Below are 26,703 nucleotides of genomic sequence, written 5' to 3'. Positions count from 1 at the left end.
GGGGTAAAAGCGCCCCGACCCGCGGCCCGCGGCGACCGACTCGACGCCCGAAGTCGCCGGCCCGCGGCCCGAGACAGGCGACCCGACACCCGACCGCGACTCAGGGCGTCGGCACCCAGGCCGCGGCCGGCAGGACGCCCGCGATCGCCAGCAGACCGATGACGCCGGAGGTGACGACGATGCTCGCCGCCGGCGGGTCGAGGTGCGTCTCCGCGTGCGCGTAGAAGACCCGCTGTGCGACCTCGCCGAGCAGTCCGCCGAGGACGCCGAAGACGCCACCGAGCGCCAGCGCGACGCCCAGCGGGACCGCCTCCGCGACGACACCGGGGGCGGGCGCGCCGCCGGAGACGCCCGCCAGCGCGACCACGACGGTGCTCGCCGGGAGCGCCATGTGGTGTGTGACCGGGATCTCGTCGACCCCGGCACAGAGCAGGAATAGTACCGACACCGTGATCCCGAACGCGAGAAACGCGCTCCCGGTCAGGTAGGCGGTGTACGCCGAGAGGACGCCGACGACCGCGCCGAGCGCCGCGACCCCGCCCCAGCGGTACTGGTAGGGCAGCCACGGGTCGACCGATCGGGCTGCAGTCCCGTCCCCGCCGTCGGTCTCGACCGTCGTCTCACCGCGCCCGCGTTCGAACGACGACATGTCGAACAGGCGACCCGCCGGCGCGCCGACCACGCTGTAGCCGAGAACGACCCGGTGGACGAGCGCCGAGACGACGACGCCCAGCGCGACCGGGTCGACCGGCACCGACAGCGATCCGGCCAGCGTCGCGACCCAGTAGCCGACGACGCCGAACGCGCCCCCGACAGCCAGCACGTCCGGTCGGCTCCCGAGCCCGCGGGTCACGTCCTTCGCGTCGTGGGCGTCGCCCGCCGAGTCCAGATATCCACGGCGCGACGCGTAGGCCACCGCCGCGGCGCCGCCGCCGAAGGCGACGTGCGGGCCGAGCACGGCGCCGAACGCGACCGAACCGGTCACGTCGACCGGGACCGCCCCGCCCAGCGACCGGACGCCCATCGCGTACAGTTCGCCGACGACGACGACCAGCCCCGCCAGCGAGAACGACGGGAGCGCGCCGACGGCCGCGCCGAACGCACCGCCCGCGAACGCCGCCAGCAGTAGCTCGACGGCGACCAGATCCGCCAGCGTCATTCCTGGGACCGCTCGTCGTCCGTCGCTGTCTCGCCCTCGGCCGGGTCGGAGAACTCGTCGAACAGCGCGACGACGTTCGACTCGACGGTCGCGCGGATCTCACGGACCGCGTCGAGGTCCTGCTCGTGGGGGTCGTCCAGCGCCCAGTCGCGCACGTCCACGCCCGCCGCGGGGTCGAGTTCCAGCGTCGAGCAGCCCATCGTCGCCACGTAGTCGCAGGTCGCCATCTCATCGGTCGTGATCGCCCGCGGCTCGCGGTCGGCGATGTCGATATCGAGTTCGGCCATCGCGTCGACGACGACCGGATGGACCTCGTCGGCGGGGTCGGTCCCGCCGGTCAGGATCTCCACGCGGTCGCCCAGCCCCCGGCGGTCGCGCTCGCGCTCGGCGAACGCCGTCGCCATCTGGCTGCGGCCGGCGTTCCGGACGCACATCAGCGCGATCCGGACGGTGTCGTCGCCGTCTCCCTCGGCCGATCCCGCCGCGTCCGCCACTTCGCCGCCGGACTCGTCGTTCATCGCTCACCCCGCGTGTCGTCCAGCGCGTCGAGCAGCCGCTCGGCCCGGTCGGTCGCGTCGTAGTACCGCCAGGTCCCCTCCTTCCGGCGGGTGACGAGCCCGGCGTCGTGCAGGTCCGAGAGCGCGTGGCTGATCGCGCTGTCGCTCACCTCGACCAGCGGCGACAGCTCGCAGACGCACAGCTCCCCGTCGGCCGCCGCGAGGTAGCGGACGATGTCGTGGCGCGTCCCGTCCGAGAGCGTCGACAGCGCCGTCAGGTCACGGTCCCGGTCGGCCGGCGTCGCCTCGGCCAGCCCCTCCAGTTCGTCGATGCGCGCCGCCACGTCGGCGTCGCAACACTCCCCCAGTTCCGCGGCGAGCAACCGCCGCAGTCGCGTCGAGTCGGTCGACATAGCTGAATAGATGAACAACCGTTCATATATCTGTTCCGGCCGAGCGAGGCGAACCCGTTCGGTCGCGGACGCGCGCCGGCGGTCGGGCCGGGAGAGCGGGAGAACGAGCGGGCTTTCGGCACGTTTTAGCGCGACTGGCCGAAAGCACCGACCATGGTCACGGACAGGGTGATCGCGACGGTCGTACTGGTGGCCGTGACGGCGAGTTTCCCCTGTTTCTTCTACGGCGCGTGGTACATCATCGAGACCGAGCCGGTCACCTGGTCGGTGCTGATGCACCACCTGAAGTTCGTGGTGACGGGGCTGGTGCTGACGACCGTCCCGATGCTGGTCTGGATGGCGCCGCGCCTGCTCGACCAGTTCGGGAGCTTCGCGATGGTCCACGCCTTCCTCGGCGCCCAGGCCTACGCCCTGCTGGCGTTCGGGTTCACCGGGATCGTCAGGATCTTCACCGCAAAGCGGCGCCACGACCTCTACAACGACTACGACGAGGACGTGTTGCTCGACGAGATCGGCGGCGACCGGATGAGCCACTGGCGCAGCCGCCTGCGCATCGGCGTGTTCGGCTACGTCATCTTCTGGGTCCTGGCCTACGGCGCCGGCGTCGCCCGCTACGTCCTCCGCTACGACGTGCTCGAACTCGTCGGGCTCTGAGACGGCGGTCGGTTTTTTGCCCGCAGCGGTCGAACACGGGGAGCATGACAGCCGAGTCGACCCCCGACGCCCCCGAAGTGCTGGTGTTGCGACAGAACATCCACGGCATCCCGCCGAGCGAGTACGTCGACGCGCTGCGCGAGCGCCTGCCCGACCGCGAGGTCGGCTACGCCGCGACTCCCGACGAGGAGCGCGAACTGCTCCCACACGCCCGCGTCGTCGCCGGCTTCTCCATCGACGAGGACGACCTCGAACGCGCGGAGAATCTGGAGCTGTTCGCCTGCTCGTTCGCCGGCGTCGACCACCTCCCGCTCGACGCGTTCCGCGAGCACGGCGTCGCCGTCACGAACGCCTCGGGCGTCCACGGCCCGAACATCGGCGAGTACGCCGTCGGCGCGATCCTCACGTTCACCCGCGAGTTCCTCGAATCGCGCCGTCGCCAGCGCCGCCGGGAGTGGCGCTCCCATCGCACGGGCGAACTCGCCGGCAGCACGGTCGCCGTCGTCGGCATGGGCCCCATCGGCGAGTCCGTCGTCCAGCGCCTCGGCGGCTTCGACGTCGAGACCGTCGGCGTCCGCTACACCCCCGAGAAGGGCGGCCCGACCGACGAGGTGTACGGCTACGGCGACATCGCCGAGGCGGTCGCCGACGCGGCCTACGTCGTGCTGGCCTGCCCGCTGACCGACGCGACCGAGCACCTGATCGACGGCGAGGTGTTTGAGACGATGCCGACCGACGCCGTCCTCGTCAATGCCGCCCGCGGCGGCGTCGTCCACACCGGCGACCTGGTCGACGCGCTCCGGTCGAACTCGATCCGCGGCGCCGCGCTGGACGTGACCGACCCCGAACCGCTCCCGGAGGACCACGAGCTGTGGACCTTCGAGAACGTCCTGATCACCCCGCACAACGCCGGCCACACCCCGAACTACTTCGAGCGGCTCGCCGATATCGTCGCCGAGGCCGTCGACACCGCCGAGGAGCGCGGCGAGTGGACGGGGCTGCCGAATCAGGTCGTCTGAGCGAGCGCAGACGCCGGTCAGTGACCGCCCCCGGCAGTCGACTCGCGGTAGCCGTCGCGGGCCTCGACGACGAGGTACGCGAGGGCGACGACACCGGCGGTCGCTCCCAGTAGCGCGTCGGAACTGACCGGTCCGAGCGGGACCGGGTCGGTGACGAGGACGAGGGCGCCGAGCGCGAGTACCGCGGCCACCGCGGCGACGAACCGCCAGCGCGAGGCGACGGGGACGAGGCCGTCCTCACCCCGCCAGGCGAGATAGAGGTGCGCGCCCGCGAGGACCGCGCCGTTGTAGAGGACGAACCCGACGACGGTCGGGGCGCTCGCGGGGTCGTCGGTGAGCCGAGAGAGGACTGCGAGTCCGGCGATCGCGAGGGCGACGACCGTCACGTGGACGGTCGTGTCTCTGGAGACCATGGCGGAACTGTCGCCGAGTCGAGGTATAAACCTTGAGGTGCGGTGGGGTCGGCGCGAACGGCCGGCGCCGCGGTTACTCGCGTTCCTCGACCCGCTCGGACCTGCTCGCCCGCGCGTCGTCGCCCTCCTTGATCGCCCGCGCCTCCTCCTCCATCGCGTCGATGTCGACCTGCGCCTCCTCGTCGATCTCCCCGATGATCTCGGCGATGTTGTCCAGACCGATGAGTTCGCGCGTCTCGTCGTCGAAGTCCAGCGAGTCGAGTTCGCCGTCGCCGCCCGCCATGTCGTTCACGTCGCCGCCCGATAGGTGCTTGCCGTACCGCCCGACCAGTGAGGTGAGCTCCTGTGGCATGACGAAGGTGTTCGACTCGCCCTGGCCGATGTTTTCCAGGGTCTCCATCCCCTTGTCGACGATCGCCCGCTCGCCCATCGACTCGGCGGATTTCGCCCGTAGCACGGTCGAGATGGCGTCGCCCTGGGCTTCGAGGATCTGCGACTGCTTCGCCCCCTGTGCGCGGACGATGTCGGACTGTTTCGCACCCTGGGCCTGCTCGATGGCGGAGCGCCGTTCACCCTGCGCTTCGAGGATCATCGCGCGTCGTTTGCGCTCGGCGGAGGTCTGTTGCTCCATGGCCTGCTTGACGCCGGCGGCGGGGTTGACCTCGCGGACCTCGACGCTCTCGACACGGATCCCCCACTCGTCGGTGGGTTCGTCGAGTTCCTCGCGGATGCGCTCGTTTATCATCTCCCGCCGGGAGAGCGTGTCGTCCAGTTCCATGTCGCCCAGCACGGCCCGAAGCGTCGTCTGGGCGAGGTTCGAGACGGCCCGCTTGTACTCCTCGACTTCGAGGAACGCCTTCTTGGCGTCCATGACGCGGACGTAGATGACCGCGTCGGCGGTCACCGGCGAGTTGTCGCGGGTGATGGCCTCCTGTTGGGGTACGTCGATAGTCTGGGTTCGGAGGTCGAAGGGGTACGTGCGACTCACGAAGGGCGGGATGACGTGGATCCCCGGCTCCAGTAGCTTCCGGTACTCGCCGAACACCGTCAGCGCCTCTTTCTCGTAGGCCTCGACGATCTCGACCGCGGAGTACACCGCGGCGATAGCGATCAGGAGGAGGATCCCCCCAACTATCGTCAGCGGCGAGAGGCCGGGTAACGACTGGAGGGGCGGTGTGGGCGACCCTGCGAGGGCGGCCACGACGGACGGGATGCTCATACGCGTGCTAGGGCGTTGCAGACTGATAAGATGTCGCACCGACGGGCGCGTTTTCCGACCCGAAGCGGCGTCGACCCTCGCCGGGGAGGGTCAGACCAGCGGCTCGTCGGGGTGATCGCGCTCGTAGGTCTCCCGCATCGTCTCGGCGAAGCGGCCGCCCTTCGACAGGGTGATCGCGACGACGGTGAAGGCGCTGTCGACCGGGTCGAGGACGAACACCTCCCGCGCTTCGGGCTCGTCCGGGCCGTCGTTGACCCGGTCGACCAGCGGTTCGATCGGCCGTGCGCCGCTCCGGAACTCGTCGAAGATGGCAGGCTGGCCGGAGTCGGCAAAGACGTAGCAGACGCCGTTGACCGCGTTGTCCGTGTTGTAGGTCTGGGTCGCGTTCATGCCGTCGCCGCTCGCGCGTGTCTCCTCCCAGAGGCTCTGGGCCACCTCGAAGACCGGGTCGGCGTCGGCGACGTACGTGTAGAGCGTGGGTCGCTGCACCGAGAGCGTCCGGACCGCGGGCTCTTCCGATCCCCAGTCGAGTCCGGCCTCGACGAGATAGCCCGGTCTGAGATCCGCGACGGGCGCGTCGTGGCCCTCGCGGGGGACGGCGACGGTCTCGTAGGTGTCGCGGTCGAGAAAGCGCCAGGTCTCCTCGTCGCCGCCGGGCAACACGCGATAGGTCCCCTCGTCCATACCCGCAGTAGGGGGTCGGACGGGATAACCTCCGTCGTTTCCGTTCGGTGGCGCGCCGGCTCAGTCCGGGCGATTGAGGACGTAACTGTAGCAGAGGTAGACGAGACCGACGACGACACAGCCCGTGAGCACCTTCGTTGCCAGCGCGTACGCTGCCGGCAACTCCCAGGCATCGGTCAGTTCCATCGTGAGATACGTCCCGAGCAGAACGCTGAAGACGGCGGCAAGCACCCTCGATCGCCTCGAATCGTGGCCGGTCGCCCGCCTGCGGAGTCGCTCGTTGATGCCTCCCGATGGTGTCATACGATCAACTGTACGCGGCCCGGGGAAAAACGCTCGGGACACCGGAATCGGAAGGGCTGCTCGACCGTGTCTCCGCGAAACGCGCCCGGCAGGCGACGGTCAGGCCGAGCTGTCTATTACAGGTAACCGGAGTCGACCAGCAGTTCGCCGTTCAGCACGCTCGCGCCGGCCGCGCCGCGGAGGGTGTTGTGGGCGAGGCAGTTGAACTGGAGGCCGTGGGTGGTCTCCTGGACGCCGCCGACGGAGACGGTCATGCCGTTCCCGAGGTTGCGGTCCATGCGGGGCTGGGGGCGGTCGGGCTCGTCGAACACCTCGATGAGCTGGTCGGGCGAACTCGGGAGGTCCAGCGAGGGGTACGCCTCCAGGGCCTCCTCGGCTTCGGAGGGCGACAGGTCCTCCTCGGTGTCGGCCCAGACGTTCTCCAGGTGGCCGTCGATGGTCGGGATGCGGTTACAGGAGGCGGCCACGTCGGCGTCGTGCCAGTGGACCTCGGCGCCGTCGAACTCGCCGAGCAGTTTCCGGGACTCGGTCTCCATCTTCTTCTCCTCCTTGCCGATGTGGGGGATGGCGTTGTCGATGATCTCCATCGAGGAGACGCCGGAGTAGCCGGCGCCGGAGACCGCCTGGAGCGTGGCGACTTCGATGCGTTCGAGCGTCGCGGCGTCGTCGAGGGCGGCCAGCGGCGGCACCATCGTGATCGTCGAGCAGTTGGGGTTCTTGATGAGCGCGCCGTCCCAGCCGCGCTCGTCGCGCTGGACCTCGATGAGGTCCATGTGGTCGGCGTTGACCTCCGGGATCACGAGCGGCACGTCGTCGTCCGACCGGGCGTTCGAGGAGTTCGAGGAGACGACGTAGCCCGCCTCGCAGAACTCCGGTTCGACGCGTTCGCCGACGCTGGAGGGCAGCGACGAGAAGATCAGATCCACGTCGTCCGGGACCGCGCCGGGCTCGGTGGCGACGACCTCAGTCTCGGCCACGCCCGACGGGATCGGCGTGTCGATGCGCCACTTGCTCGCCTCGCGGTAGCTCTTGCCGACGCTGGACTCGCTGGCGGTGAGCGCCTCGATCTCGAAGTCGGGGTTCGGGTCGATCAGCTGGATGAGTCGCTGCCCAACTGCACCGGTCGCACCGAGGATGCCTACGCTGACAGTCATTGTTCCGGGATAGTGCGACCGGCCTTCAAAACAGTTTGGATACGTCTACCACGGTCAGGGTCTATCATCCGCAATTCCGGGGACGGCGCGGCCGTCGCTCGGGGCGGTCGGAGACAGAACAGAGAGAACGGAGCGCCGCTTACGCCTCGGCGGGCTGGCCCTGCTTGCGGGTGACGTAGCCGGCGATGCGGTTCCGGACGCCCTTCGACTCGACGTTCGTGAGTTCGGTGACGACTTCCTTGTTGTGCTCGAAGTCCTGACCGAAGGCGTTCGGATACCGCTCCATCAGCAGCGTCCCGGTCTTCTTGACGTAGGCGGGTTTGATAGCCATACCGTCCCGTTATCCGGTCGCGCCCTAAAAGGATTCGAATCGGTGGCGCGCCGGGATCGGCGGCGATCCGGACTCATTCACCCGCCGACTTCGACTTCCTCCAGCACCGCCGGCGTGTCGTTGGCGGGGTCGTTGACCGCCGTCGAGACGGGGTATGTCCGCATGGCGTCGGCGGGATAGGGGTCGAGCAGGGCCTCGACCGCGTCGGGGCCGTCGGTGAGCCACCGGTCCTCCTCGGCGGGGTCGAGGATGACGGCCATCCGGTGGTGCAGGTCCGCGATGGTGTCGTTCGGTTCCGTGGTGAGGATCGTGAACGTCTCGACCGGCTCGGGGTCGCTATCGGGTTCGGAGTCGCCGCCGAAGTCGCCGAGCCCGGTCTGGGTCTGGGGCGGGGTCCAGCGCTCGTACAACCCAGCCATCGCGAACAGCTCGTCGTCGCCGACGGTGACGCGGTAGGGCTGTTTGCCGCTCGCCCCGCCGAGGTCGGTCCACTCGTAGAAGCCGTCGGCGGGGACGAGACAGCGTCGGGACTCGTAGGCGTCGGCGAAGCTCCGCTTTTCTCGTACTGTTTCCGCGCGTGCGTTGATGAACTCGAAGTCCGAGCGGTCGTCGGCCCAGGAGGGGATCAGTCCCCACTCCATGCGCTGGACGGTCTCGGGCTCGTCGCCGGTGACGACGGGGAGCGACTGGCTCGGCGCGGCGTTGTACCGGGGTTCGAACTCGTAGTCGAACGTCGCGTCGAAGCGCTCCTCGATGTCCTCGGGCGGGGCGAAGAGGCTGTAGCGGCCACACATGGCACCCGCTACGAGCGCCACCGATAAAACGGCACAGTCACGCGGCTCCGGTCAGTCCTCGAACAGCGCGGCGGCGAGGATGTTCGCGTCGGCGACGACCTTGAACGCCGCGCCGACGACGCCGCCGAAGAAGAAGGTAGCGCCGATGAGAACGATGACGAGGCCGATGATCTGGCGGATTATCTCCGCGAGCCCGCCGATAAAGGGGGGATTGACGAACATCGAGAGGCCGATGGGTAGGAGGAGCGTCCCGACGAGATAGAGGATGATGAGCCGTCGCATCTCCGGGTGGAGCGCGTAGGCCACCGCGGAGTCGAAGTCGACGGGCGAGCGCGCGAGCGTGTCTTCCGGTTCTGCCATGGGACGGTGGTCGACCGGCCCCCGGATAGTTGTAGGGGGCCGTTCAGGCGGAGCGATCGCGGTGCGGGTAATTGCTGCTGCGGAGGTGGTCGCGGTGCGGGGCGGTGGCGGAGCGGTGCGGGGCGGTGGCGGAGCGGTCGCGAGGCGGAGCGGTGCGGGGCGGTGGCGGAGCGGCGCGGTGCGGTGGCCGGGAGGCCGTCTCGTCGGCCGACCCGGGGACAGGCAGGTTCGCCACCGAGCATCCGCGCCGCAGGCGCGGTTCGCGGTCAGAGCAAGCTCTGACGAGCCTGCGGTCGTTCGCGGTGCTCACTCCCGCAGACACCGGACGCGAGGGAGCGCAGCGACCGAGTCGTCCGGCTTTTTTCCCCACGTTTTTTCGGCGGAGGATCCCCGCAGCGCGCCTCCGGCGCGCGAGGAGCTCTCCGCCGAAAAAAGTGGTCTCTAAATGGCGAGGAACTGCGTCACCAGCCACTTCGTCATGACGGCGGTGATCGAGCCGACCCAGGTGAGCGCGACGAAGTGGACGTAGGTGTTGATCTTGTGGCCGCCGTCGACGGTGCGGACCATCAGCGCCGACAGCATGGCGCCGAACATGATGATGACGATCAGCAGGAACTCGATGAGCGGGATGTTGTACACTTCGGTGTTGATGAGGCTGCCCACGTCGAAGTTGCTGGTGCCGCTCTGCAGGTCGAGGCTCATCGAGGCGAGGATGTTGACGACCTGGAGGCCGATGAAGAAGGCGAACGTCGACGCGGCGGTGATACCGTAGAGGAGGCCGACGAGGGTGGTGGTGGCCTGCGTGCGGCGCTGGCGGAGCTGCTGGACCTCCATCATGTTCTCGGAGATGAGTTCGCCGAGCAGTTTGGGGTCGCCGCCCATCTCGCGGCCGATGAGGTACATCTCGGAGAACTTCTGGATGAGCGAGGAGCGACACTCGGCGGTGAAGTGGCGCCACGCCTGGGTCGTCTCGATGCGCATGTTCAGCCGCTTGTAGAGGTTGTCCACGTCGTCCGTGAGGGGGCCGAAGTCCTTCTTGCGGAGCGACTCCAGCACCGTCGAGGTGGTCGACTGCTTGGCGCCCTCCGTCGCTCCGAGCGCGCGGATGAAGCTAGGGAACTCCTCGTCGCGCGCCTTGATCTTCTTCTCCTCGGCGCCGACGACGAGGCCGGGGATCAGGAGGGGGAGGGTCGGGATGGCGGCGTAGAACGGCAGCGGCAGCGGGTCGAGGAAGAAGACCACGTCGTCCAGCGTGACGGGGGAGAGGCCGAGCATGCCGACCAGCGAGAAGGCCAGCAGGCCGCCCGACAGTGCGGTACCGGCGACCGTGGCGTTGCGGATCTTCGACTCGACGGGCGAGGGCTTGTCCTCGGGGTGGTACCACAGCGGGTCGTGCGGTGCCATCGAGCGGATGGCGAGGTAGAAGCCCGACTGGACGAACACGTAGAGGACGATGACGGCGCTGACGGTCATCGTCGGGTCCGTGCCGGTGAGGACCGGGAGGACGACGGCGAAGACGAGCGCGAAGGTCATCGAGAGGATCATCGACAGGTAGAGGTCCTTCATGACCTCCAGGTTGTCCAGCGTCCCCTGGTAGACGGTCTTGTAGTTGGCGATGATCTGGTCCTGTTCGGAGACGAGGTAGTCGTCGAGCGCCTGGCCGGCGCCGAGGGTGTAGCCGAGGCGGTCGAAGAAGTCGGAGACGGCGTCGCTGGGGACCTGCTTGGCGCGGCGGCGGCAGGCGTCGTCGAGGCTCAGGTTCCAGGTGTCGACGAGTTCGACGACGCGGCCGATTTCGGCGGCCATCTCGCCGTACTGGTCCTGTTTCGCCAGCTGGCGGAACACCTCGATCCGGTCGATGTTCGTCGTCGCGAGGACCGTCATGTGGGTGACGACGAGGTGGAACTGGTTGTTGAGCTCCGCCTTGCGCTGGGAGAGCAGGATCTTCGGGTAGAACACGGCGGAGGCGAACATCAGGAAGCCCAGCAGCGGGATCGGCCCGCGGATCATCAGCGCGACGTCGAGCAGGAGCGCGACGCCGACGGTGGCGACGAAGAAGACGGCCGACGGGACGAGGATGACGCCGAGGTACCGGTTCAGCGGCATCGGCATCTGCTCGTAGGCGTCGACGAGTCCCGCGAGGGCGGAGGTGAGCGTGAGTTCGACGGTCCCGGCGGATTCGTCTGCCGACGCCATCACTCGGTCCTGTGGATGTCGAAGGGGAGCCCCTCCACGCCGTCGCGCTGGAAGTCCTCGATCAGCTCGTTGACCTCGTGGTACCCGAGGATTCCCTCCTGGATGGCGCGCTCGATGACGCTGGCGCGGAAGTTCAGGTCGTCGTAGATGTCACGGGTGTCCTCGTAGCCCAGCAGCGTCGCGATCTGCTCTTCGAGGACGAACGAGTTGTTCATGCCCTGGAAGACGATCTCGTCCTCGACCGGGTCCCAGTAAAAGGACTGGCGGGTGACGACCCCGTCCATCTCCTTGGAGTAGCCCTCGATCTCCTGGACGGAGGTGACCCGCCTGAGGACCTGGTCGCCCTGCTTGACGCGGTTCTGGAACAGCGCCACGTCGGCCACGTCCATGAACGTCTCCGGGACGTTGATCGGTTCGCCCGTAAAGCGCTGGATCATCGAGACGATGTCGCTCGCGTGGAAGGTCAGCATGACGGGGTGGCCGGTCTGGGCGGCCTGGAACGCCATCCGCCCCTCCTCGCCACGGACCTCGCCGACGATGATGTAGTCGGGGCGCGAACGGAGTGCGGCCGCGACGAGGTCGAACATGTCGACGCTGGACCCCTCGTCCTCGCCCTCTCGGGTGAGGAGCTTCTGCCAGGTGTCGTGGGGCGGGAGGACCTCGGCGGTGTCCTCGGCGGTGTAGATCTTCGCGTCGCGGGGGATGAACGCCATGATGGAATTGAGGGTGGTAGTCTTCCCCGACGCTGTCTCCCCGACGACGAAGACGGTCTGCTCGTTCTCCAAGCAGAGCCAGAGGTACGCCGAGAGCTGCGGGCTCAGCGTGCCCCACTTGGTGATCTGGAAGATCGACAGGGGAACGTCGTCGCCCTGGCGGATGGTGAGCGAGGGGCCCTTGACCGAGACGTCGTCGGAGTAGATGAGGTTGAGACGCGAGCCGTCCGGCAGGGTGGAGTCGACGATGGGGTCGCTGTCGGAGACGGGGTCGCCGATGCGCTCGCCCATGTTCTTGAGCCACTGGTCGTACTCCTCGGGGGTGCCGAAGTCCACAGTGGTGGAAAGCATGCCGTAGACGGAGTGGTCGACGTGGCACTCGTGGGGGCCGATGACGTGGATGTCCTCGTTGGCGGGGTCGCGCATCACCGGTTCGAGCGGGCCGAGCCCGACGATGTCGCGGTTGAGCCGGTAGAGGATGTTCTCGTAGGTGTGCTCGGTCACCTCGACCTTGCCGATGTTCGAGAACTTGTTGAACCGCGAGAGGACGCCGTTCTCGTCGCCGGCGCCGCTCTTGACGGCGGTCGACTCCTGGAGGAGTTCCTCGATGCGGTCGTCGTACTCGGTGTCGCTGGTGGGGGCGGGCTTGTTGACGGACTTCTGGAGGAGCTTGTTCCGCACTTGCTCGAAGACGACCGACTCCTCCTCGTCGAGCTCCGGCTCGATGGCGTAGTACTTCATGTCCTGGCCGATGTCGCCGTAGATGTGACAGAAGATCGGCCCGCCGACGGGGTAGAGGACGTTCGGCCGCTTTGACTCGTAGTCGTCGTCGGCCTCCTCGATGAACGTGGGGAACTCCCCGGTGATCTGCTTGAACTTCTTCAGGTGGTCCATCAGGTGCGGGCGGCGCGAGGCCACCTGTCTGAGTTCGTCCGAGGGCTTGGGTCGTCCGTGGTCTGTCATGGCTGTGCTTGTCTCCGTGGTAGGGTCAGGCGACGCTGCGCGATTCGATCACGATGCCGGTACCCGACCGCACCGAGTACCCGATGGTGTCCCCGACCTGTTCGCCCATGCCGGCGAAGCGGAGGACGCTGATCTGGCGGCGCACGTCGTTGCCGACCTCGATCATCTCCAGTTCGAGGAACACGTCGGCGATCGCTCTGAAGGGACCGATGGCCTCCTCGTCGAGCGTCGAGGGGTCGACGGTCAGCATGATGACCTTCCCCTGGGAGATGATGTCCCGGAAGAAGGAGATGATCTCCAGGGCGGCCTGGCGTTCCTCGTTCTGGCGGACCAGCGCCTCGAACTTGGGGTCGTTGCGGAGGATGGCGTCGAAGGTGTCGATGATGACCACCTCCGAGTCCCACATCACCTCGGCCTCCATCAGCCGCTTGAGCAGCTCCTTCCGGTCGCCCTGCTTCTCCTGGCCGGAGAAGGTGTTGCCGTCGCCGATGTCGGCGTGGAGGAAGAGTAAGTTCTCGTCGAGGAGGTGCTCGACCATGCCGTAGTTCAGCGAGTGCATCTGGTCGAGGAAGCTCCCGACCGTGAGCTCGGTCGAGAGCATCGTCACCGAGTGGTCCTCCTCGCAGAGCCCGTAGGCGAACCGCTGGCTGATGGCGGACTTGCCGGCGCCGTAGTCGCCCTCGACGAGGACGATGCTGCCCGGCGGGATCCCGCCGCCCAGTTCCTTGTTGATCCGGTCGCGCTCTTTGCAGCCCAGTGAGAACAGGTCGTTGGTTGCGATACTCATGTGCGGAACTCGAACACCTCCTCGTCGCCGTTGACGACCACCTTCACGCGGTGGTCGGTGTTGGAGTTGAGCGGGTCGTCACTCCGGTCGATCACGAGTTTCAGGACCGACCCGGGCCGCCAGTTGGGCCCCTCGCCGTACAGCGACACGTTCACGTTCGTCTCGAACCGGCCGTCGACGAAGACGTTGACCGCGCTCGGGTCGGCCGGTAGCGTCTCCGATCCCGTGTTCTTGACGTGAAGCGTGATGTTGTTCGCGGCGTCGTCGTAGACGTTCGACGACCCGCTGTCGCTGATGATCTCCACGTCGGTGCGCACGTCCTGGCTCACCTGCAGTCCCTGGTCGTCGATGGCGTTGCTCAGCTGCCCGACGGTGTCGGTGAACACGCCGGCGACGCTGGCGGCGACCAGCATCGACGCGATGAACAGGATCATGTGCGAGACGGAGACGCTAGCCACGCTGGACCACCTCCGCGCCGTCGGCGCGGGTTGCCGGGCGGCCGCGACGGGACGGGAGCGAACCGCTCACGAACACGCGGCGGTCACCCCCCGGGAAGCGGCCACGCCGGGACCGGAGACGACTTTGACCGACCGCGGCGCCGCGTCGAGACCGGTCTCCTCGACGGTGAGCCGCTCGCCGGGGAACCACAGGTCCGTCCCCGGTTCCGACCCGTTGGCCGTGCCGTCGACGACCGCGTCGTCGGCCCAGCCGGTCCGGTACTGGTTCCCCAACAGCAGGTCGGTGTCGCTCAGCAGGAGCGTCGTCGACCCGGTGTTGTTGATCTCGACTCTGACGCCACAGGAGGGGGACGTGACCACGTCGAATCCTGAGATCGCGATGTCGGAGTCGGCGATCCGGTCGGCGCGCTCCTGGGCGGCGCTGCGCGCGTCGTGGAGTCGCTCGCCGGCGTTGGAGACGCTGCCGTAGTACGCCGACAGGGCGATGAACAGCCCCAGCAGGACCACGACCAGCGACCCGCTGACGGAGAACCCCATCAGGCGACCACCTCCGTGTCGGAGACGCCGGCCTCGGTCGCGAGTTTGACGCGACCGGGCGTGCCCTCCGGGGGAACCTCGATAGCGAGCTGCTCGCCGGGGAGCCACAGGTACGTCGCGGCGTCGCCGTCGACGGTGGCGTTCGCTCGCCAGCCCGTCCGGTACTCGTTGTCGACCAGCAGATCCGTCTCGTTGAGCGACAGCGCCGTCGACCCGGTGTTGGTCGCCTCGACGGTCAGGTCCCCGTCGGCGGTCGACGCCGAGTCGACGACGACGGCGGTGTTCTTCTGGTCGAGCAGCCCGTCCGAACGGTCGCTCTGGGCCTCCGAGACCCGCTCGAAACTGTTGGTGGCGGCGGTGTGCCACATGCCGAACGCGATGAGCAGGCCGGCGAATATCAGCGCCGCGGAGCCGCTAACGCTGAAGCCCATCGGCTCCACCTCCCCGAGCTCCCGCGAGTTTCGAGAGCGCGACGGCCTCGGCGGCGTCGCCGTCGAGCTGGCTGATGTATCGCAGGCTCTGGGTGTGGTGGTCGATCGTCAGTCCGCCCTCGCCACCCGAGCCGTCGAACCCGCGCAGGTACGCCTGCAGGTCCTCGGCGACCGGCTCGGCCACCCAGTCGATCCGCTCGTAGTAGTCGATGGCCCGCGCCGTCTCGCGGACGCCCACCCGGTCGACGAGGTACTCCAGCCACTCGACGACCACGAGTTCGCTGGCCAGCCCTTCCGGCATCGTCGCCAGGTACGGCTTGCCGTCGGCGTCCGCTCCGTCGGTCGCGGCGCTCGCCGCTTCGGCGGCCGCGTCGGGCGCCCCGCCCGCGGCGTCGGACTCGGTCTCCGGTACCGCCGGTTCGGACTCGGGTTCCGGGTCCGGATCGGCCGCCACTTCGCGGTCGGGCTCCGGGTCCGGGTCCGCGGTGGGCTCCGGCTCCGCGTCGGGTTCGGTGTCCGCATCGACCTCGTCGTCGATCCCGTCCATCCCGTCGTCCTCGATGACCTCGTCGAAGAGGTCGTCGTCGGCCATGTCGCCGCCGTCCTCGGCGTCGTCGAGGAGGTCGTCGGCGTCGCCCAGGTCGTCCTCGAGCGAGTCCTCGCTCGGGTCGTCCCCGGGTTCGCCCTCCAGTTCGTCGGCCCACTCGGCGTCGCCGGACTCGTACTCGTCTTTCAGTTCCGCGAAGGACTTGCCACCCTCCCCGTCGGATGCGTCGCTCATGTCGTCGTTTCCTCCGTCGTCCGCGTCGTCGAAGTCGTCGTCGAGGTCCTCCATTCCGTCGTCGAGGTCCTCCATCCCGCCGAACTCGTCGTCGTCCAGCGCATCGTCGTCCAGCGCGTCGTCGTCGAACGTTCCGCCGTCGTCCTCGAACGGGTCCAGGTCGTCGCCGTCACCGCCCATCACGTCGTCGACGCTGTCCTCGGGCGCTTCGTCGTCGACGAGGTCCTCGTCGAAGAAGCCCTCGGCGTCGGCGTTGGCGATCTCGTCGTCGAGGTCCTCCTCGTCGCCGCCGTCGTCGCCGCCGTCGTCGAACAGGCCGAAGTTCCCGCCACCGCCGGCTCCGCCCATCCCGCCGGGTTCCATGTCGTCGGCGAAGGGGTTGACGCCGCGGGTGACCATCTCGTAGATGTCCAGCAGTTTCCGGACGTTCTCCTCGACGTCCTCGACGGTCTCGGAGATCTGCTCGTTCTCGTTGCGGACGGTGTTGACCGTCGAGGAGAGGCTGCCCACCTCGGTCTCCAGCTCGTCGAGGCGGTGTTCGAGTTCGTCCGTGTCCGCGCCGCCGCCGCCGTCGTCCATGTCGCCGAACTCGTCGTCGCCGAACTCGCCGAACTCGTCGCCGCCGTCGTCGTCCAGGCCGCCGAAGCCACCGAGGTCCTCGTCGTCGCCGTCTTCGGCCATCAGCCCGCCGTCGGCCATGCTCTCGTCGTCCTCGCCGTCCCCGTCACCGTCGCCGAAGATGTCGATCATCTGCCGGATACTCATCCCGAGAACGCCGCTGGTCAACACGACCAACAGCGCGGGAAGCGCATCCGACGCGCCCGGGGCGACCGGGCCCAGCGACTGAGCGACGAGACTCATTACGTCGGTAAGTCCGCTCTAACACCCTTCAATGTATCGTTTCTGGTATCATTACTGATAATAGACGCGTTAATTCGAGGCTACCGGCGTTGAACTAACGGCGAGCGAGCGGAAAGAAACGTCGGACGTAAATTTCGGCGCGAAAACGGCGAAAGAAGCGTGTTCCCTGGAGACCCGACCGCGCCCCCGTCGGACGCACGTCGGACGAACCGTTCCCTATCCTGACGGCTACAGCGTGACCGGATCGCGATTCGCGCTTTTGACGATGAGATCGCCGGAGGTCGCTTCGAGGCGAAGCGAGCGGCCGTGGTCGCCGCCGACGTCCTCCCCGACGACGGGGATGTCGAACTCGTCGAGCGTCCGGCGTCCCATCTCGACGTTGCGCACGCCGATCCCCGAGCCGTTCTCGGAGAAGTCGAGCATGTCGCTGCCGCCGGCGATCTTCGCCTCCATGCGCTCGCGGTCGGCGCCCAGCCGTTCCATGTCGGCGACGAGCGCCCGGATACCCGAGTCGGCGAACTTCGCGTCGTTGCCGCCCTCCATCTCGTCGATCGAGGGGAGCATGACGTGGACGAGACCCGCGACCGACGCCGACCGGTCGTACACCGCCACGCCCAGACACGACCCGAGCCCGCTCGTCGTGAGCAGCGCGTCCTCGTCCGCGACCTTCGATTCGGCGATCCCGACTTTCACCCGCTCTGGCTGCCCCGCGGGCTCGCTTTCGGTTGTCGTCCCATCGTAGACTTTCATGTGTCAGAAGATCGTTTCCACGTCGGCCTCGGTCTCGTCCGCCCGTTCGACGAGCAACTCGTCGAGCGCCTGACGTAACTCCTTTTCGTTCGGCAGGGCGTGGATCTCGGCCCCGAAGGCGATGTCGTCGGTCCGCATCTCGGAGTCGATGATGAAGGCGTGTTCCTGGTACTGGCCGACCTGCGCGGCCAGCGGGTCGACGATCGCCCGACCCATGTCGTGGACCAGCCGCGGCGGGGTGTGTTCGACGGAGGTCTGGAGCACGTTCGCCCAGCCGTCGACGAACCCCGATGTCATGATGTTGCCCAGCTCCTCGATGGCGGCCTTGTGCTGGTCGGTCAGCTCCTCGGCGTCCATCTCGACCGGCATCATCGCCTCGGCGATGTGGACGGCCGACGCCTCGTCGAACAGCACGAGCAGGAACCCGCTCGGGACGCCCGTGAACTCGACGACGGTCCCGACGTAGGTGTCGGTCCCGACCTGCTTGGGCACGTCCTCGATCGGCGCGAAGCTCAGCCGGGTGACCTCCGCTTCCGTCTCGATACCCGTCATCATCTCGACGTTGGCGGCGGCCTGCTGGGTGCCGTCCTTGGTCATCTCGTTGAAGACCTCGAGCTTGTCGATCGGGATGGCGTCGTCCTCGGTGTCGCCGGTCCTGGCCATCACGTCCGCGAGCGGGTCGTACTCGGGGAACATGTAGATGTAGAAGCTCACCGACTCGCCGACCCACTCGATCTCGCTCTTGAAGACGAACACCTGGTCGCGGTTCGCGCCCTCGGGCGGGTCCGGGAGCATCGCCGCCCCGTCGCCCGTCACGTACTCGGGCGGGGAGTGCTCGATGGTCGTCTCTAGGAAGTCCGCCCAGCCGTCGATGAACCCGCTCATCATGATGTTGCCGATCTCCTCGACGCTGGAGCGGGCCATCGCCTCGTCGTCGGAGCCGCCGGGGACCAGCGAGTCGACGATCGTCTCGCTGCCGGCCCGGTCGAACACGAGCACCGTGTCGCCCGCGAGCTCGCCGTCGAAGGCGAACTGGACGCCGACGAACTCCCCGTCGGCCAGCTGCTCGCCCACGTCCGCGCGGTCGACCAGCGTGATCTTCGTCACGTCGACGACGGCGTCCAGCCCGGTCATCTGACACAGCGAGGCGGTGGCCTGTTCGGCCCCCTCGTGGGCCAGGCGGTTGAACGTCCCGAGCGACTGAACGTCGACTTTCATGACGGGACGACGTCCTCGATGGCTTCCATGACGCTCGGTTTCTGGAACGGCTTCGTGATGTATCCGTCCGCGCCGGCCTTGACCGCCTCCTTCATCTTCTCCTCCTGGCCGACGCTGGTACACATGATGACGTTCGCCTCGGGATTGGAGGTCTTGATCTCGTCTGTCGCCTCGATCCCGTCGCGGATGGGCATCACGATGTCCATCATCACCAGGTCCGGATTCGCTTCCTTGTACGTCTCGACCGCCTCGACGCCGTTCTCCACCTCGCCCACGATGTTGTGATCCTCTTCGAGGATCTCGCGTAGCAGGTTTCGCATGAACTCCGAGTCGTCGGCTATCAATACGTCTGACATGGGCCTATCACCTCTGTGGTACTGTGAAAACCCAGATAAAGCCTTCCCGTAAATTATCGGGATTGATAGCACCCGACTGCGTTCGAACGGACAGCGAGCGGGCGACTCGGGCGTCGAGTTCGGGACCCGTCAGATCCGGAACCCGTCCTCGTCGCCGACGGCGGCGATGAGGTCGGCGATCGAGTCCTCGGGGGACAGCTCGGTCGATTCGAGCAGCCGTCGGAGGCTCGCCGGCGGGTAGCGGACCGGGACGTTGGCCTCCATCAGCAGGATACCCAGTACCTCCTCGACGGGCGTTTTGCCGTCGATCTGTTGGGCGTACCAGAGCACGAGGCTCTCGAAGATCGTCACCACGTCGTTCGAGACCATCTGTCGCTGCCGGATCGACCCGTCGAACGTCGCCGTGATGTCGAAGCCGTACCGCGAGCCCGAATCGGAGAACTGCGTCGCGAGGAACTCGTGGACGTCCGCCTCGGTCAGCTCCGGGGGCTCCGGCTCCGGTTCGGCGGCCGGTTCCGGCGGCGTCTCGTGGGCCCGGTCGGTCGCCGACGTGCGGTCGTCGACCGCCGGAGTGTCCCCGATGGGGTCGCCCGGCGAGACGACGTAGCGACCGTCGTCGATCTCGGCGACGTGCTCGTCCTGCGTGATGTCGAGCTCGTCGGGCGAGAGGATGGGGCCGTCGTCCCCTTCGGTCGGTTCGTCGTCTCTCTTCACCATACGCTGTTATCTGCGATAAAAGGGTTTAGTTCCGTCGAATGAATGAAATTCGACAGGTTTAGAGCTGGACAGCTTCGGCGCCCGAGAGGGTCTCGGGGACGGTCAGCTGTTCGCTCGTCGTCGCACCGGACTTCGTGGTGATCTTGACGTTGACCGAGGCGCCCTCCGGGACCTGTTCGCCGAAGTACGTGTGGCCGGCGCCACTGTTCTCACCGGTCTGACGCCCCGTCCGTGTGTCGAGCGTGATCAAGTCGTCGGAGACCACGTCGTCACGGCCGAGGTCGAAGACCATCACCATACGGTCGTCGGGGTCGTTGAGCACCGGGTGAGACCCGTCGGAGTCCTTGAACGGGACGATACCGAAGTGACCGTCGGCACCGGAGGCGTTGACGCTGGCGTTGACCAGGTTGTACGTACCCGAGGGGCCGACCCACTGGACTGTCGCGTTCTCGAGGTCGATGTTACTCGCCCCGGGCGACTTCTTCATCGTCATGTTGACGACGCCCACTTCCTGGTTACTGAGGTTGGTCCCCGTCGCCGCTGCGACCTGCAGTCGGTTGGTGACCTGCTGCCCTGATTGCTGCCCCGTTTCCTCGGACTTCGTCTGCAGGAAGCCCGCCGTGTTGATCAGCACGCCGGCCGCGATCGCCGCCACCAGGACCATCGCGATGAACACGATGAGGGTCCCGATACCGACCTGCCCGCGGTCTCGTTCGTTGCGTTCGTTGTGTAGCATGGGATTCTCCGCCCGGGAGCTTGCGCCGCGCCCGGACTCTACTCCGAGGAATCCACGCTTTCGTATTAAGGGTGATCCCCCAATTATCGATATTAAAACCGCAATAGGCTGGCACACACCTCGTTTTCATAGAGGAAAACAGGTGGTAGAAAGTTTAAAACAGAATTATAGCCACTCTGTCCTGAATCTGGAACGGTCCACGAGATCTCTAGTATTAATTGAAAATATGATATCGACAGCCGGCGGGGTCACTCGTAGGTCACGAGACTGTACATCACGAAGAGGTACCCGAAGGTCGTCAGGCCGCTGTTGACCAGCAACAGCGACCGGGGTCCCGCGAACCCGGTCAGGAACGCGCTGATCATCGTCGCGGCGGCGCCGGCGACCGCCAGCGAGAACCCCAGCGAGAGGTGGAGCATCGACTGTCGGGACGTCTGCACGTACGCGCGCATGGCCATGCCGACCATCGTCAGTCCGGCGACGACGAAGACGAGCGTCGATACGGCGTAGAGTAGTTCGATCACTGTGACCACGTTGGCTCGGGCTTCTCGACACCCCGTATTAAATCCACCCTTGAAAATATCTCTCGTGATAACAAACCGCAAACCGAGGGAGTGGGGTCGTGTCGCCGTCGATCCGGGTGCCGACGACCCGAGCACGGCGACAGCACCGGCGAGCGACGGCCGGCGGACCGTACCGAGTCCGCGCGTACGCGCGATCTAGCCTTCCGAGAGTGTCCGCCAGGCTTCGTCGAGCTTGTTCGTGACCTCCGTCCGTTCCTCGACTTCCACGGTGAGCGACTCCTCGAAGTCGATGTGGACCGTATCGACGTTTCGTCGGTACACCTTGATGCGCCGCCGGTCGTCCGAGAGGATGTTGTCGTGGAGTTCGAGCAGGTCGTGTTCGGTCAACTCGTCGATCCGGCGATAACAGGTGGCGATCGGGATCCCGAGTTCGTCGCTCAGTTCCTGGGCCGACTGGGGCTCGTCGGTCGCGTCCAGGATCTCTGCGCTGTATTTGTTCCCCAGGGTCTGGAGAATCTCGGCTGAAGCCATCCGTTATCAAAACGTATATTTACCACAGTATAAATCTATCGCTGCCGGTACTGCCCGGTTACCGGACGCCGTCGGAAGCGGGGGACGCGGCTGAATACCCTCTGAGAAAGTTCGAAACTCCCGTTTTCCGAAGTAATAACCGATTACAATCGTGAGAACGGGGTCGACTACAGCGGGTTGTCGTCCTCGCTCATCATCGAGAACGCGCTGGCGTTCTGGTGGACGCGGATCCCGCCGTGGGAGATCTCCATCGGGAAGATGTCGGTCTCGATGTCCTGCTTGCGCATCTTCGCCACCCAGACGTACCGGTTGACGCCCGACTCGGTCGGCGTCTGGATCAGGTAGATGTTCCCGTCGGTGAGGTAGTTCTCCAGCCCGATCTCCGTCTCCGGGAAGACCGCGCCCTGTTCGTTGGTCATCAGCGTCGTCAGGTCGTTCTGGCTGAGGATGTCCGTGAACTTCAGGAGGTACGTGCGCTTCTCCTGTTCGTTCTCGAAGAACAGCTCGAACATCGCCAGCGAGTCGAGGACGACCCGGTCGTAGTCGTTGTCCTCGAAGTCGTCCAGTAGGAGTTCGAGCGACGACGAGAAGTCGTTCTCCCGCAGCAGGACTTTCTTGTCGTAGACCTTGATGTCGCCGTTGTCGACGTACTCGCCCCACTTGTCGAAGCCGATCGATTCGGCCGCCTCGCGCAGGTCCTCCTCGTCCTCTTCGAAGGTCAGGTAGATGCCCTTCTCGTCGAACTTCTCGACGCCATTGTAAATGAACTGCAGACAGAGGATGCTCTTGCCCGCCCCGGGGTTCCCGCTCACCAGGGTCGTCGAATTTTTGACAATACCACCGTTCAGGATCTCGTCCAACCCGTCGATGCCGGTTTTCGTTAGTTCGATCATGTCTTCCGTGGATCCTCGCGGAGTTCGGCTGGTGGAGCATCCGGCGTCTGTGGTAAAAAGTCTTGTTCATGCGATCACTTCGTGATCGCGGGCGCGGGAAGGGGTCCGGCGGCGCCGGTACGGTCCGATTACCGGTCGTAGCGCCGGTGCGGTGGGACGGTCACCCGGAGTGGACGGCCTTCGGGTCGACCCAGATGACGAACCCGTCCTCGCGCTTGACGACGCCGTGGATCGCGTCCTGGTCCCGCGAGGGGGAGTCGTCGACGTCCGACCCATCGACGTGGACGACCTGGTACACCTCGTCGACCAGCCAGCCGGCGGCGCCCTGGTCGTCGACGATCGCGGGATCGAAGACGATGATCCGTCGCTCGGCGCCGCCACCGCCGCCGATGCCGAAGACGACCTTCGGGTCGACGATCGATGTCGTGCGCCCGCGCAAGTCCATCACGCCCCGGACGTGCGGCGGCGAGTTCGGGACCGCCGTCACCTCACCGGCGTCGACGATCTCGGTGACGTAATCGATGCTCACGCAGTAGGTCTCCTCGCCCAGTGAGAACTCCAAGACCTGTCCGTCCGTCGCCGTCCGCGCCGCGTTCTGAGTGCCTGATGCCATGGGTGGCCGTTGCCCGAAAGAGCCCGCGACGGCGACTTAAGCGTGTCTCCCGGGTTATCAACGCTGATACGGCGGGCGGAGTCTTTATCCCGACGCTACCGCCACACGTGAGTAGGTATGGTGCCGGCTCCGGCTGGGTCCCGGCGACACCGCTCGGGCTTCGCCCGAGCCGTCACCGGGGGTCCGATATGGCAGTAGGCTCGTCGCCGCGAGCGGTCGTCGCCGACGATTCGCACTTCATGCGGAGCGTCATCTCCGACATCCTGGAGGCGGGCGGCATCGACGTGGTCGCCGTCGCCAAGAACGGCCGCGAGGCCGTCGACGCGGTCGCCGAGACCGACCCCGACGTGGTGACCATGGACGTCGAGATGCCGGAGATGAACGGTATCGAGGCGACCGACCGGATCATGTCGACCCGGCCGACGCCGATCCTGATGCTCAGCGCCCACACCGACGAGAACGCGGACGTGACCTTCCAGGCCCTGGAGAAGGGCGCCGTCGACTTCTTCCGCAAGCCCGGCGGCGAGGTGTCGATGGAGATGTCCCGCATGCAGGACCAGCTCGTCGACGTCGTCGAGTCCGTCGCGGCCGTCGACCCGACCGACTCCTCGGACGTGGCCTCGGCCCGGACCGCCGGGTCGGGCGTCGACGCCGGCGGCGTCGGGACCGACGGGACGGACGAGGCCGGGACGGGCGGCTCCGCCACCGCGGCGGCGACGACGGAGTACGTCGACGACCCGACGGTCGTCATCGGCTCCTCGACGGGCGGGCCGACCGTCGTCGAGCAGGTCCTCTCGGACCTGCCGCTGGCGGCGGACCTGCGCGTGCTGGTGGTCCAGCACATGCCCAGCGGGTTCACCGGACGCTTCGCCGAACGGCTGGACGCTCGCAGCGAGTACAGCGTCCGCGAGGCGACCGACGGCGACCGGATCGGCGGCGGGGAGGCGCTCATCGCCGCGGGCGACTACCACATGGAAGTGACGGGCTACCGGCGCGGCCGCCTGCGGGTCGGGCTCACGCAGGACCCGCCGGTCAACAACGTCAGACCCGCCGTCGACGTGACGATGGAGACGGCCGCCGAGCGGGTCACGGGACCCCTCGCCGGAGTCATCCTGACCGGGATGGGCGAGGACGGCGCGGCCGGCGTCCGCGCCATCCACGAGGCCGGCGGCTACACGGTCGCGCAGGACGAGGCCACGTCGGCGGTCTTCGGGATGCCCAAACGAGCCATCGAGACCGGCTGCGTCGACGGCGTGGCGCCGGTCAACGACGTTGCGGCGGCGGTACTCGACGCATTCGAGGTGACCTAAATGGACGACCAGTATCTAGACGCGTTTATCCGCGAGAGTGAGGAAGCGATTACCGACCTGAACAACTCGTTGCTCGATCTGGAGAGCGACCCGGACGACCAGGCCGCGATGGACCAGATCTTCCGGACGGCCCACACGCTGAAGGGCAACTTCGGCGCCATGGGCTTCGAAGACGCCAGCGACCTGGCCCACGCCATCGAGGATCTGCTCGACGCGATGCGCCAGGACGAGATGGCGGTCACCCCCGAGCGGATGGACCTCATCTTCGCGGGCGTGGACATGATCGAGGTCATCGTCCGCGAGATCGAGTCCGAGGGCGAGTCGACCACCGACACCGACGAGATGGTCGCGCAGTTGCGCGCCGTCATGGAGGAGAGCGACTTCGATTCCGAGTCCGGCGAGACGCCCGACCCGGCGGTCGCTGGCGGTGCAGGCGATCCCGACGGCGCGAGCGGTGCCGGCGCCGGCAGCGGGGACACCGATGCGGGCGCCGCGGACGGCGCCGACGACGCCGCGGTCGAGGCCTTCGACGTGTCGGCCGGCGACGCCGACGGGCGCGTCGTCCGCGCGGACGTGTCGGTCGGCGAGGGCGACATGCTCGGCGTCGACGCGATGCTCGCCCTGGACCGGATCACCGCGACCTTCGACCTGCTCGACGCCGATCCCGACCGCGAGGCGATCGAGGACGGCGAGTTCGAGGACACCTTCGCGCTCGCGCTCGACGCGCCCGACGCCGACGCCGCCGCGGCCGAGCTCGACGCGATCGGCGCCGTCGAGAGCGCCGACGTGGTCGACGCGACCGACGCGCTGGGCGGCGGGGACGAGGGCGACGCGGGCGAGAACGACGCGGACGACGGCGGAGTCGGCTCGGACGCGACTGGGAGCCCCGACCCCGCGGGCGACGCCCCCCAGGCGGCTTCCGGCGACGACGACGGCGCCTCGGTCGACGAGATCAAGTCCGTCCGCGTCGACGTGGACCAGCTCGACGACCTGCACGGGCTGGTCGAGCAGCTGGTCACGAGCCGCATCAAGCTCCGCCGAGCCGTCGAGACCGACGACCTGGCCGGCGCCTCCGAGAACCTCAACGAGCTCGACAAGATCACGGCGAACCTCCAGAACACGGTGATGGACATGCGGCTCATCCCGCTGAAGAAGGTCGTCGGCAAGTTCCCGCGGATGGTCCGGGACCTGTCGCGCGAACTCGACAAGGACGTCGAGTTCACCATCGAGGGCGAAGACATCGAGCTCGACCGCACGATCCTGACGGAGATCTCGGACCCGCTGATGCACATCATCCGCAACTCGCTCGACCACGGGATCGAGGCGCCCGCCGAGCGCGAGGCGGCCGGGAAGGACCCGACCGGCCAGGTCGAACTACGCGCCTCCCGCGAGCGCGACCACGTCATCATCGAGGTCGAGGACGACGGCGCCGGGCTCGACGTGGAGGCCATCGAGCGCAAGGCCATCGAGAAGGGCGTGCGCTCCTCCGACGAGATCGAGGCGATGAGCGACTCGGCGGTCTACGACCTGGTCTTCCACCCCGGCTTCTCGACGGCCGACGAGGTGACCGACACCAGCGGCCGCGGCGTCGGCATGGACGTGGTCCACGACACCGTCACGCAGCTGGACGGCTCCGTCAGCGTCGACTCGACGCCCGGCGAGGGCACGACCGTCTCGCTGCGCCTCCCGGTGACGATGGCCATCGTGAAGGTGCTGTTCGTCGAGGTCGGCGACGAGGAGTACGGCGTCCCGCTGAAGAACGTCGACGAGATCACCCGAACTTCCGCGATCAAGCAGATCAACGGCAACGACGTGATCAAGCACAACGACGACATCTACCCCGTCGTCGACCTGGCCGAGCGCTTCGACGTGCCCGGCACGCACGCCACCGCCGACGCCGACGCCGAGGGGGCCGAGACGGCCGCTACCGACGGCGGCGAACCGACGGACGCGACCGGCGACCCCGCGGACGCGACCGGCGAAGCGGTGGACTCGACGGACGAGTCCGCCGAGGCTGCGGACGGACAGGTCGAGCGCGGCGCCGCTGGCGCGGTCGCGGGCGCGGGGAGTGACGCCGCAGCGGGCGCCGTCGACGCGGCCGGCCCCGGCGGCGACGAGGGGATGCTCGTCCGCATCCGCGAGTCCGAGCGCCAGGTGGCGCTGCGCTGCGACGCCGTCAACAGCCAGGAGGAGGTCGTCGTCAAGCCGCTGGAGGGCATCCTCAGCGGGACGCCCGGCCTCAGCGGGACCGCCGTCCTCGGCGACGGGAACATCGTCCACATCCTCGACGTGGTGACGCTTTGATGACGCTGGGCCACGCGGGTACCG

General features: G+C 67.4%; 31 protein-coding genes. 4 read left to right on the top strand and 27 right to left on the bottom strand.

Translation table 11 applies throughout. The features are described from left to right. Positions 1–100: 100 nt before the first annotated feature. The 3 genes from HZS54_RS22875 to HZS54_RS22865 are packed head-to-tail and all read right to left on the bottom strand — an operon-like array spanning position 101 to position 2,069. Complete coding sequence (locus HZS54_RS22875) at positions 101–1,159, bottom strand: DUF7973 family transport facilitator (RefSeq protein WP_179919397.1); 1,059 nt, start codon at positions 1,157–1,159, stop codon at positions 101–103. After that, the gene (locus tag HZS54_RS22870) at positions 1,156–1,677 is read right to left on the bottom strand and encodes an arsenate-mycothiol transferase ArsC (RefSeq protein ID WP_425484358.1); all 522 of its coding nucleotides are present in this window, start codon (positions 1,675–1,677) and stop codon (positions 1,156–1,158) included. The genes HZS54_RS22875 and HZS54_RS22870 overlap by 4 nt, the downstream gene beginning before the upstream one ends. After that, the gene (locus tag HZS54_RS22865) at positions 1,674–2,069 is read right to left on the bottom strand and encodes an ArsR/SmtB family transcription factor (protein WP_179919396.1); all 396 of its coding nucleotides are present in this window, start codon (positions 2,067–2,069) and stop codon (positions 1,674–1,676) included. Before HZS54_RS22865 ends, HZS54_RS22870 begins: the two co-directional genes overlap by 4 nt. Before the next feature lie 153 nt (positions 2,070–2,222). Between HZS54_RS22865 and HZS54_RS22860 the strand changes: the two genes are divergently transcribed. Continuing rightward, positions 2,223–2,723 carry a DUF7321 family protein gene (locus HZS54_RS22860; RefSeq protein ID WP_179919395.1) on the top strand — a complete coding sequence of 167 codons (501 nt, stop codon included), beginning with the start codon at positions 2,223–2,225 and terminating at the stop codon, positions 2,721–2,723. A 44-nt stretch (positions 2,724–2,767) separates the two neighbouring features. Continuing rightward, positions 2,768–3,742, top strand: coding sequence for a D-2-hydroxyacid dehydrogenase (locus HZS54_RS22855; protein WP_179919394.1), 975 nt, complete (start codon positions 2,768–2,770; stop codon positions 3,740–3,742). A gap of 17 nt (positions 3,743–3,759) precedes the next feature. On the opposite strand, the gene HZS54_RS22850 is transcribed toward HZS54_RS22855, so the two are convergent. The 24 genes from HZS54_RS22850 to HZS54_RS22735 form a co-directional block, all read right to left on the bottom strand. After that, on the bottom strand, positions 3,760–4,155 hold the full coding sequence (locus HZS54_RS22850; protein WP_179919393.1) for a hypothetical protein: 396 nt from the start codon (positions 4,153–4,155) through the stop codon (positions 3,760–3,762). A gap of 73 nt (positions 4,156–4,228) precedes the next feature. Beyond that, complete coding sequence (locus HZS54_RS22845) at positions 4,229–5,374, bottom strand: SPFH domain-containing protein (protein WP_179919392.1); 1,146 nt, start codon at positions 5,372–5,374, stop codon at positions 4,229–4,231. 90 nt (positions 5,375–5,464) lie between these two features. Then, positions 5,465–6,058 carry a DUF6663 family protein gene (locus HZS54_RS22840; RefSeq protein WP_179919391.1) on the bottom strand — a complete coding sequence of 198 codons (594 nt, stop codon included), beginning with the start codon at positions 6,056–6,058 and terminating at the stop codon, positions 5,465–5,467. Positions 6,059–6,118: 60 nt separating this feature from the next. Then, on the bottom strand, positions 6,119–6,361 hold the full coding sequence (locus tag HZS54_RS22835) for a hypothetical protein (RefSeq protein ID WP_179919390.1): 243 nt from the start codon (positions 6,359–6,361) through the stop codon (positions 6,119–6,121). Between the two features lie 116 nt (positions 6,362–6,477). Then, entirely contained in the window at positions 6,478–7,515 is a 1,038-nt protein-coding gene (asd, locus tag HZS54_RS22830; protein WP_179919389.1) for an aspartate-semialdehyde dehydrogenase, read from the bottom strand. A gap of 139 nt (positions 7,516–7,654) precedes the next feature. Continuing rightward, positions 7,655–7,846 (bottom strand): 30S ribosomal protein S17e, encoded by a 192-nt coding sequence (locus HZS54_RS22825; protein ID WP_179919388.1) that lies wholly within the window; start codon positions 7,844–7,846, stop codon positions 7,655–7,657. 77 nt (positions 7,847–7,923) lie between these two features. Beyond that, complete coding sequence (locus HZS54_RS22820) at positions 7,924–8,640, bottom strand: SOS response-associated peptidase (RefSeq protein WP_179919387.1); 717 nt, start codon at positions 8,638–8,640, stop codon at positions 7,924–7,926. A gap of 51 nt (positions 8,641–8,691) precedes the next feature. After that, complete coding sequence (locus HZS54_RS22815) at positions 8,692–9,000, bottom strand: hypothetical protein (RefSeq protein ID WP_179919386.1); 309 nt, start codon at positions 8,998–9,000, stop codon at positions 8,692–8,694. A 441-nt stretch (positions 9,001–9,441) separates the two neighbouring features. Then, the gene (gene flaJ, locus HZS54_RS22810) at positions 9,442–11,196 is read right to left on the bottom strand and encodes an archaellar assembly protein FlaJ (RefSeq protein ID WP_179919385.1); all 1,755 of its coding nucleotides are present in this window, start codon (positions 11,194–11,196) and stop codon (positions 9,442–9,444) included. Next, a complete protein-coding gene (locus tag HZS54_RS22805; protein ID WP_179919384.1) occupies positions 11,196–12,872 on the bottom strand; it encodes a type II/IV secretion system ATPase subunit in 1,677 nt (558 codons plus the stop codon). Before HZS54_RS22805 ends, flaJ begins: the two co-directional genes overlap by 1 nt. 25 nt (positions 12,873–12,897) lie before the next feature. Then, entirely contained in the window at positions 12,898–13,659 is a 762-nt protein-coding gene (gene arlH, locus HZS54_RS22800) for an archaellum protein ArlH (protein WP_179919383.1), read from the bottom strand. Further along, a complete protein-coding gene (arlG, locus tag HZS54_RS22795; protein WP_179919382.1) occupies positions 13,656–14,117 on the bottom strand; it encodes an archaellum stator protein ArlG in 462 nt (153 codons plus the stop codon). Before arlG ends, arlH begins: the two co-directional genes overlap by 4 nt. A 66-nt stretch (positions 14,118–14,183) precedes the next feature. Further along, positions 14,184–14,654: an archaellum stator protein ArlF gene (gene arlF / locus HZS54_RS22790; RefSeq protein ID WP_179919381.1), complete on the bottom strand. Its 471-nt coding sequence runs from the start codon at positions 14,652–14,654 to the stop codon at positions 14,184–14,186. Further along, positions 14,654–15,085: an archaellum stator protein ArlF gene (gene arlF, locus HZS54_RS22785; RefSeq protein WP_179919380.1), complete on the bottom strand. Its 432-nt coding sequence runs from the start codon at positions 15,083–15,085 to the stop codon at positions 14,654–14,656. Before arlF (HZS54_RS22785) ends, arlF (HZS54_RS22790) begins: the two co-directional genes overlap by 1 nt. Further along, entirely contained in the window at positions 15,069–16,727 is a 1,659-nt protein-coding gene (locus tag HZS54_RS22780; protein ID WP_179919379.1) for a FlaD/FlaE family flagellar protein, read from the bottom strand. The genes arlF (HZS54_RS22785) and HZS54_RS22780 overlap by 17 nt, the downstream gene beginning before the upstream one ends. Positions 16,728–16,955: 228 nt before the next feature. After that, complete coding sequence (locus HZS54_RS22775; RefSeq protein ID WP_179919378.1) at positions 16,956–17,477, bottom strand: chemotaxis protein CheD; 522 nt, start codon at positions 17,475–17,477, stop codon at positions 16,956–16,958. Between the two features lie 3 nt (positions 17,478–17,480). Beyond that, a complete protein-coding gene (locus tag HZS54_RS22770) occupies positions 17,481–18,695 on the bottom strand; it encodes a chemotaxis protein CheC (protein ID WP_179919377.1) in 1,215 nt (404 codons plus the stop codon). Then, positions 18,692–19,051, bottom strand: coding sequence for a chemotaxis protein CheY (gene cheY / locus HZS54_RS22765; RefSeq protein ID WP_179919376.1), 360 nt, complete (start codon positions 19,049–19,051; stop codon positions 18,692–18,694). Before cheY ends, HZS54_RS22770 begins: the two co-directional genes overlap by 4 nt. A 129-nt stretch (positions 19,052–19,180) precedes the next feature. Further along, on the bottom strand, positions 19,181–19,768 hold the full coding sequence (locus HZS54_RS22760) for a DUF7500 family protein (RefSeq protein ID WP_179919375.1): 588 nt from the start codon (positions 19,766–19,768) through the stop codon (positions 19,181–19,183). A gap of 58 nt (positions 19,769–19,826) precedes the next feature. Further along, on the bottom strand, positions 19,827–20,504 hold the full coding sequence (locus tag HZS54_RS22755) for an archaellin/type IV pilin N-terminal domain-containing protein (protein ID WP_179919374.1): 678 nt from the start codon (positions 20,502–20,504) through the stop codon (positions 19,827–19,829). A 248-nt stretch (positions 20,505–20,752) separates the two neighbouring features. After that, positions 20,753–21,028, bottom strand: coding sequence for a DUF7521 family protein (locus HZS54_RS22750; protein ID WP_179923110.1), 276 nt, complete (start codon positions 21,026–21,028; stop codon positions 20,753–20,755). Between the two features lie 195 nt (positions 21,029–21,223). Further along, entirely contained in the window at positions 21,224–21,559 is a 336-nt protein-coding gene (locus HZS54_RS22745) for an ArsR/SmtB family transcription factor (RefSeq protein WP_179909223.1), read from the bottom strand. 167 nt (positions 21,560–21,726) lie between these two features. Further along, positions 21,727–22,452: an RAD55 family ATPase gene (locus tag HZS54_RS22740; RefSeq protein WP_179919373.1), complete on the bottom strand. Its 726-nt coding sequence runs from the start codon at positions 22,450–22,452 to the stop codon at positions 21,727–21,729. Between the two features lie 160 nt (positions 22,453–22,612). Next, positions 22,613–23,065 (bottom strand): chemotaxis protein CheW, encoded by a 453-nt coding sequence (locus HZS54_RS22735; RefSeq protein WP_179919372.1) that lies wholly within the window; start codon positions 23,063–23,065, stop codon positions 22,613–22,615. A 188-nt stretch (positions 23,066–23,253) separates the two neighbouring features. Between HZS54_RS22735 and cheB the strand changes: the two genes are divergently transcribed. Beyond that, positions 23,254–24,375, top strand: a complete 1,122-nt coding sequence (gene cheB / locus HZS54_RS22730) for a chemotaxis-specific protein-glutamate methyltransferase CheB (protein ID WP_179919371.1) — start codon at positions 23,254–23,256, stop codon at positions 24,373–24,375. Then, the gene (locus HZS54_RS22725; protein WP_179919370.1) at positions 24,376–26,679 is read left to right on the top strand and encodes a chemotaxis protein CheA; all 2,304 of its coding nucleotides are present in this window, start codon (positions 24,376–24,378) and stop codon (positions 26,677–26,679) included. Positions 26,680–26,703: the final 24 nt, after the last annotated feature.

Origin of the sequence: Halosimplex pelagicum (genome assembly GCF_013415905.1) — an archaeon.
Lineage (GTDB): Archaea > Halobacteriota > Halobacteria > Halobacteriales > Haloarculaceae > Halosimplex > Halosimplex pelagicum.
This window is presented reverse-complemented; position numbering and strand designations above follow the sequence as displayed.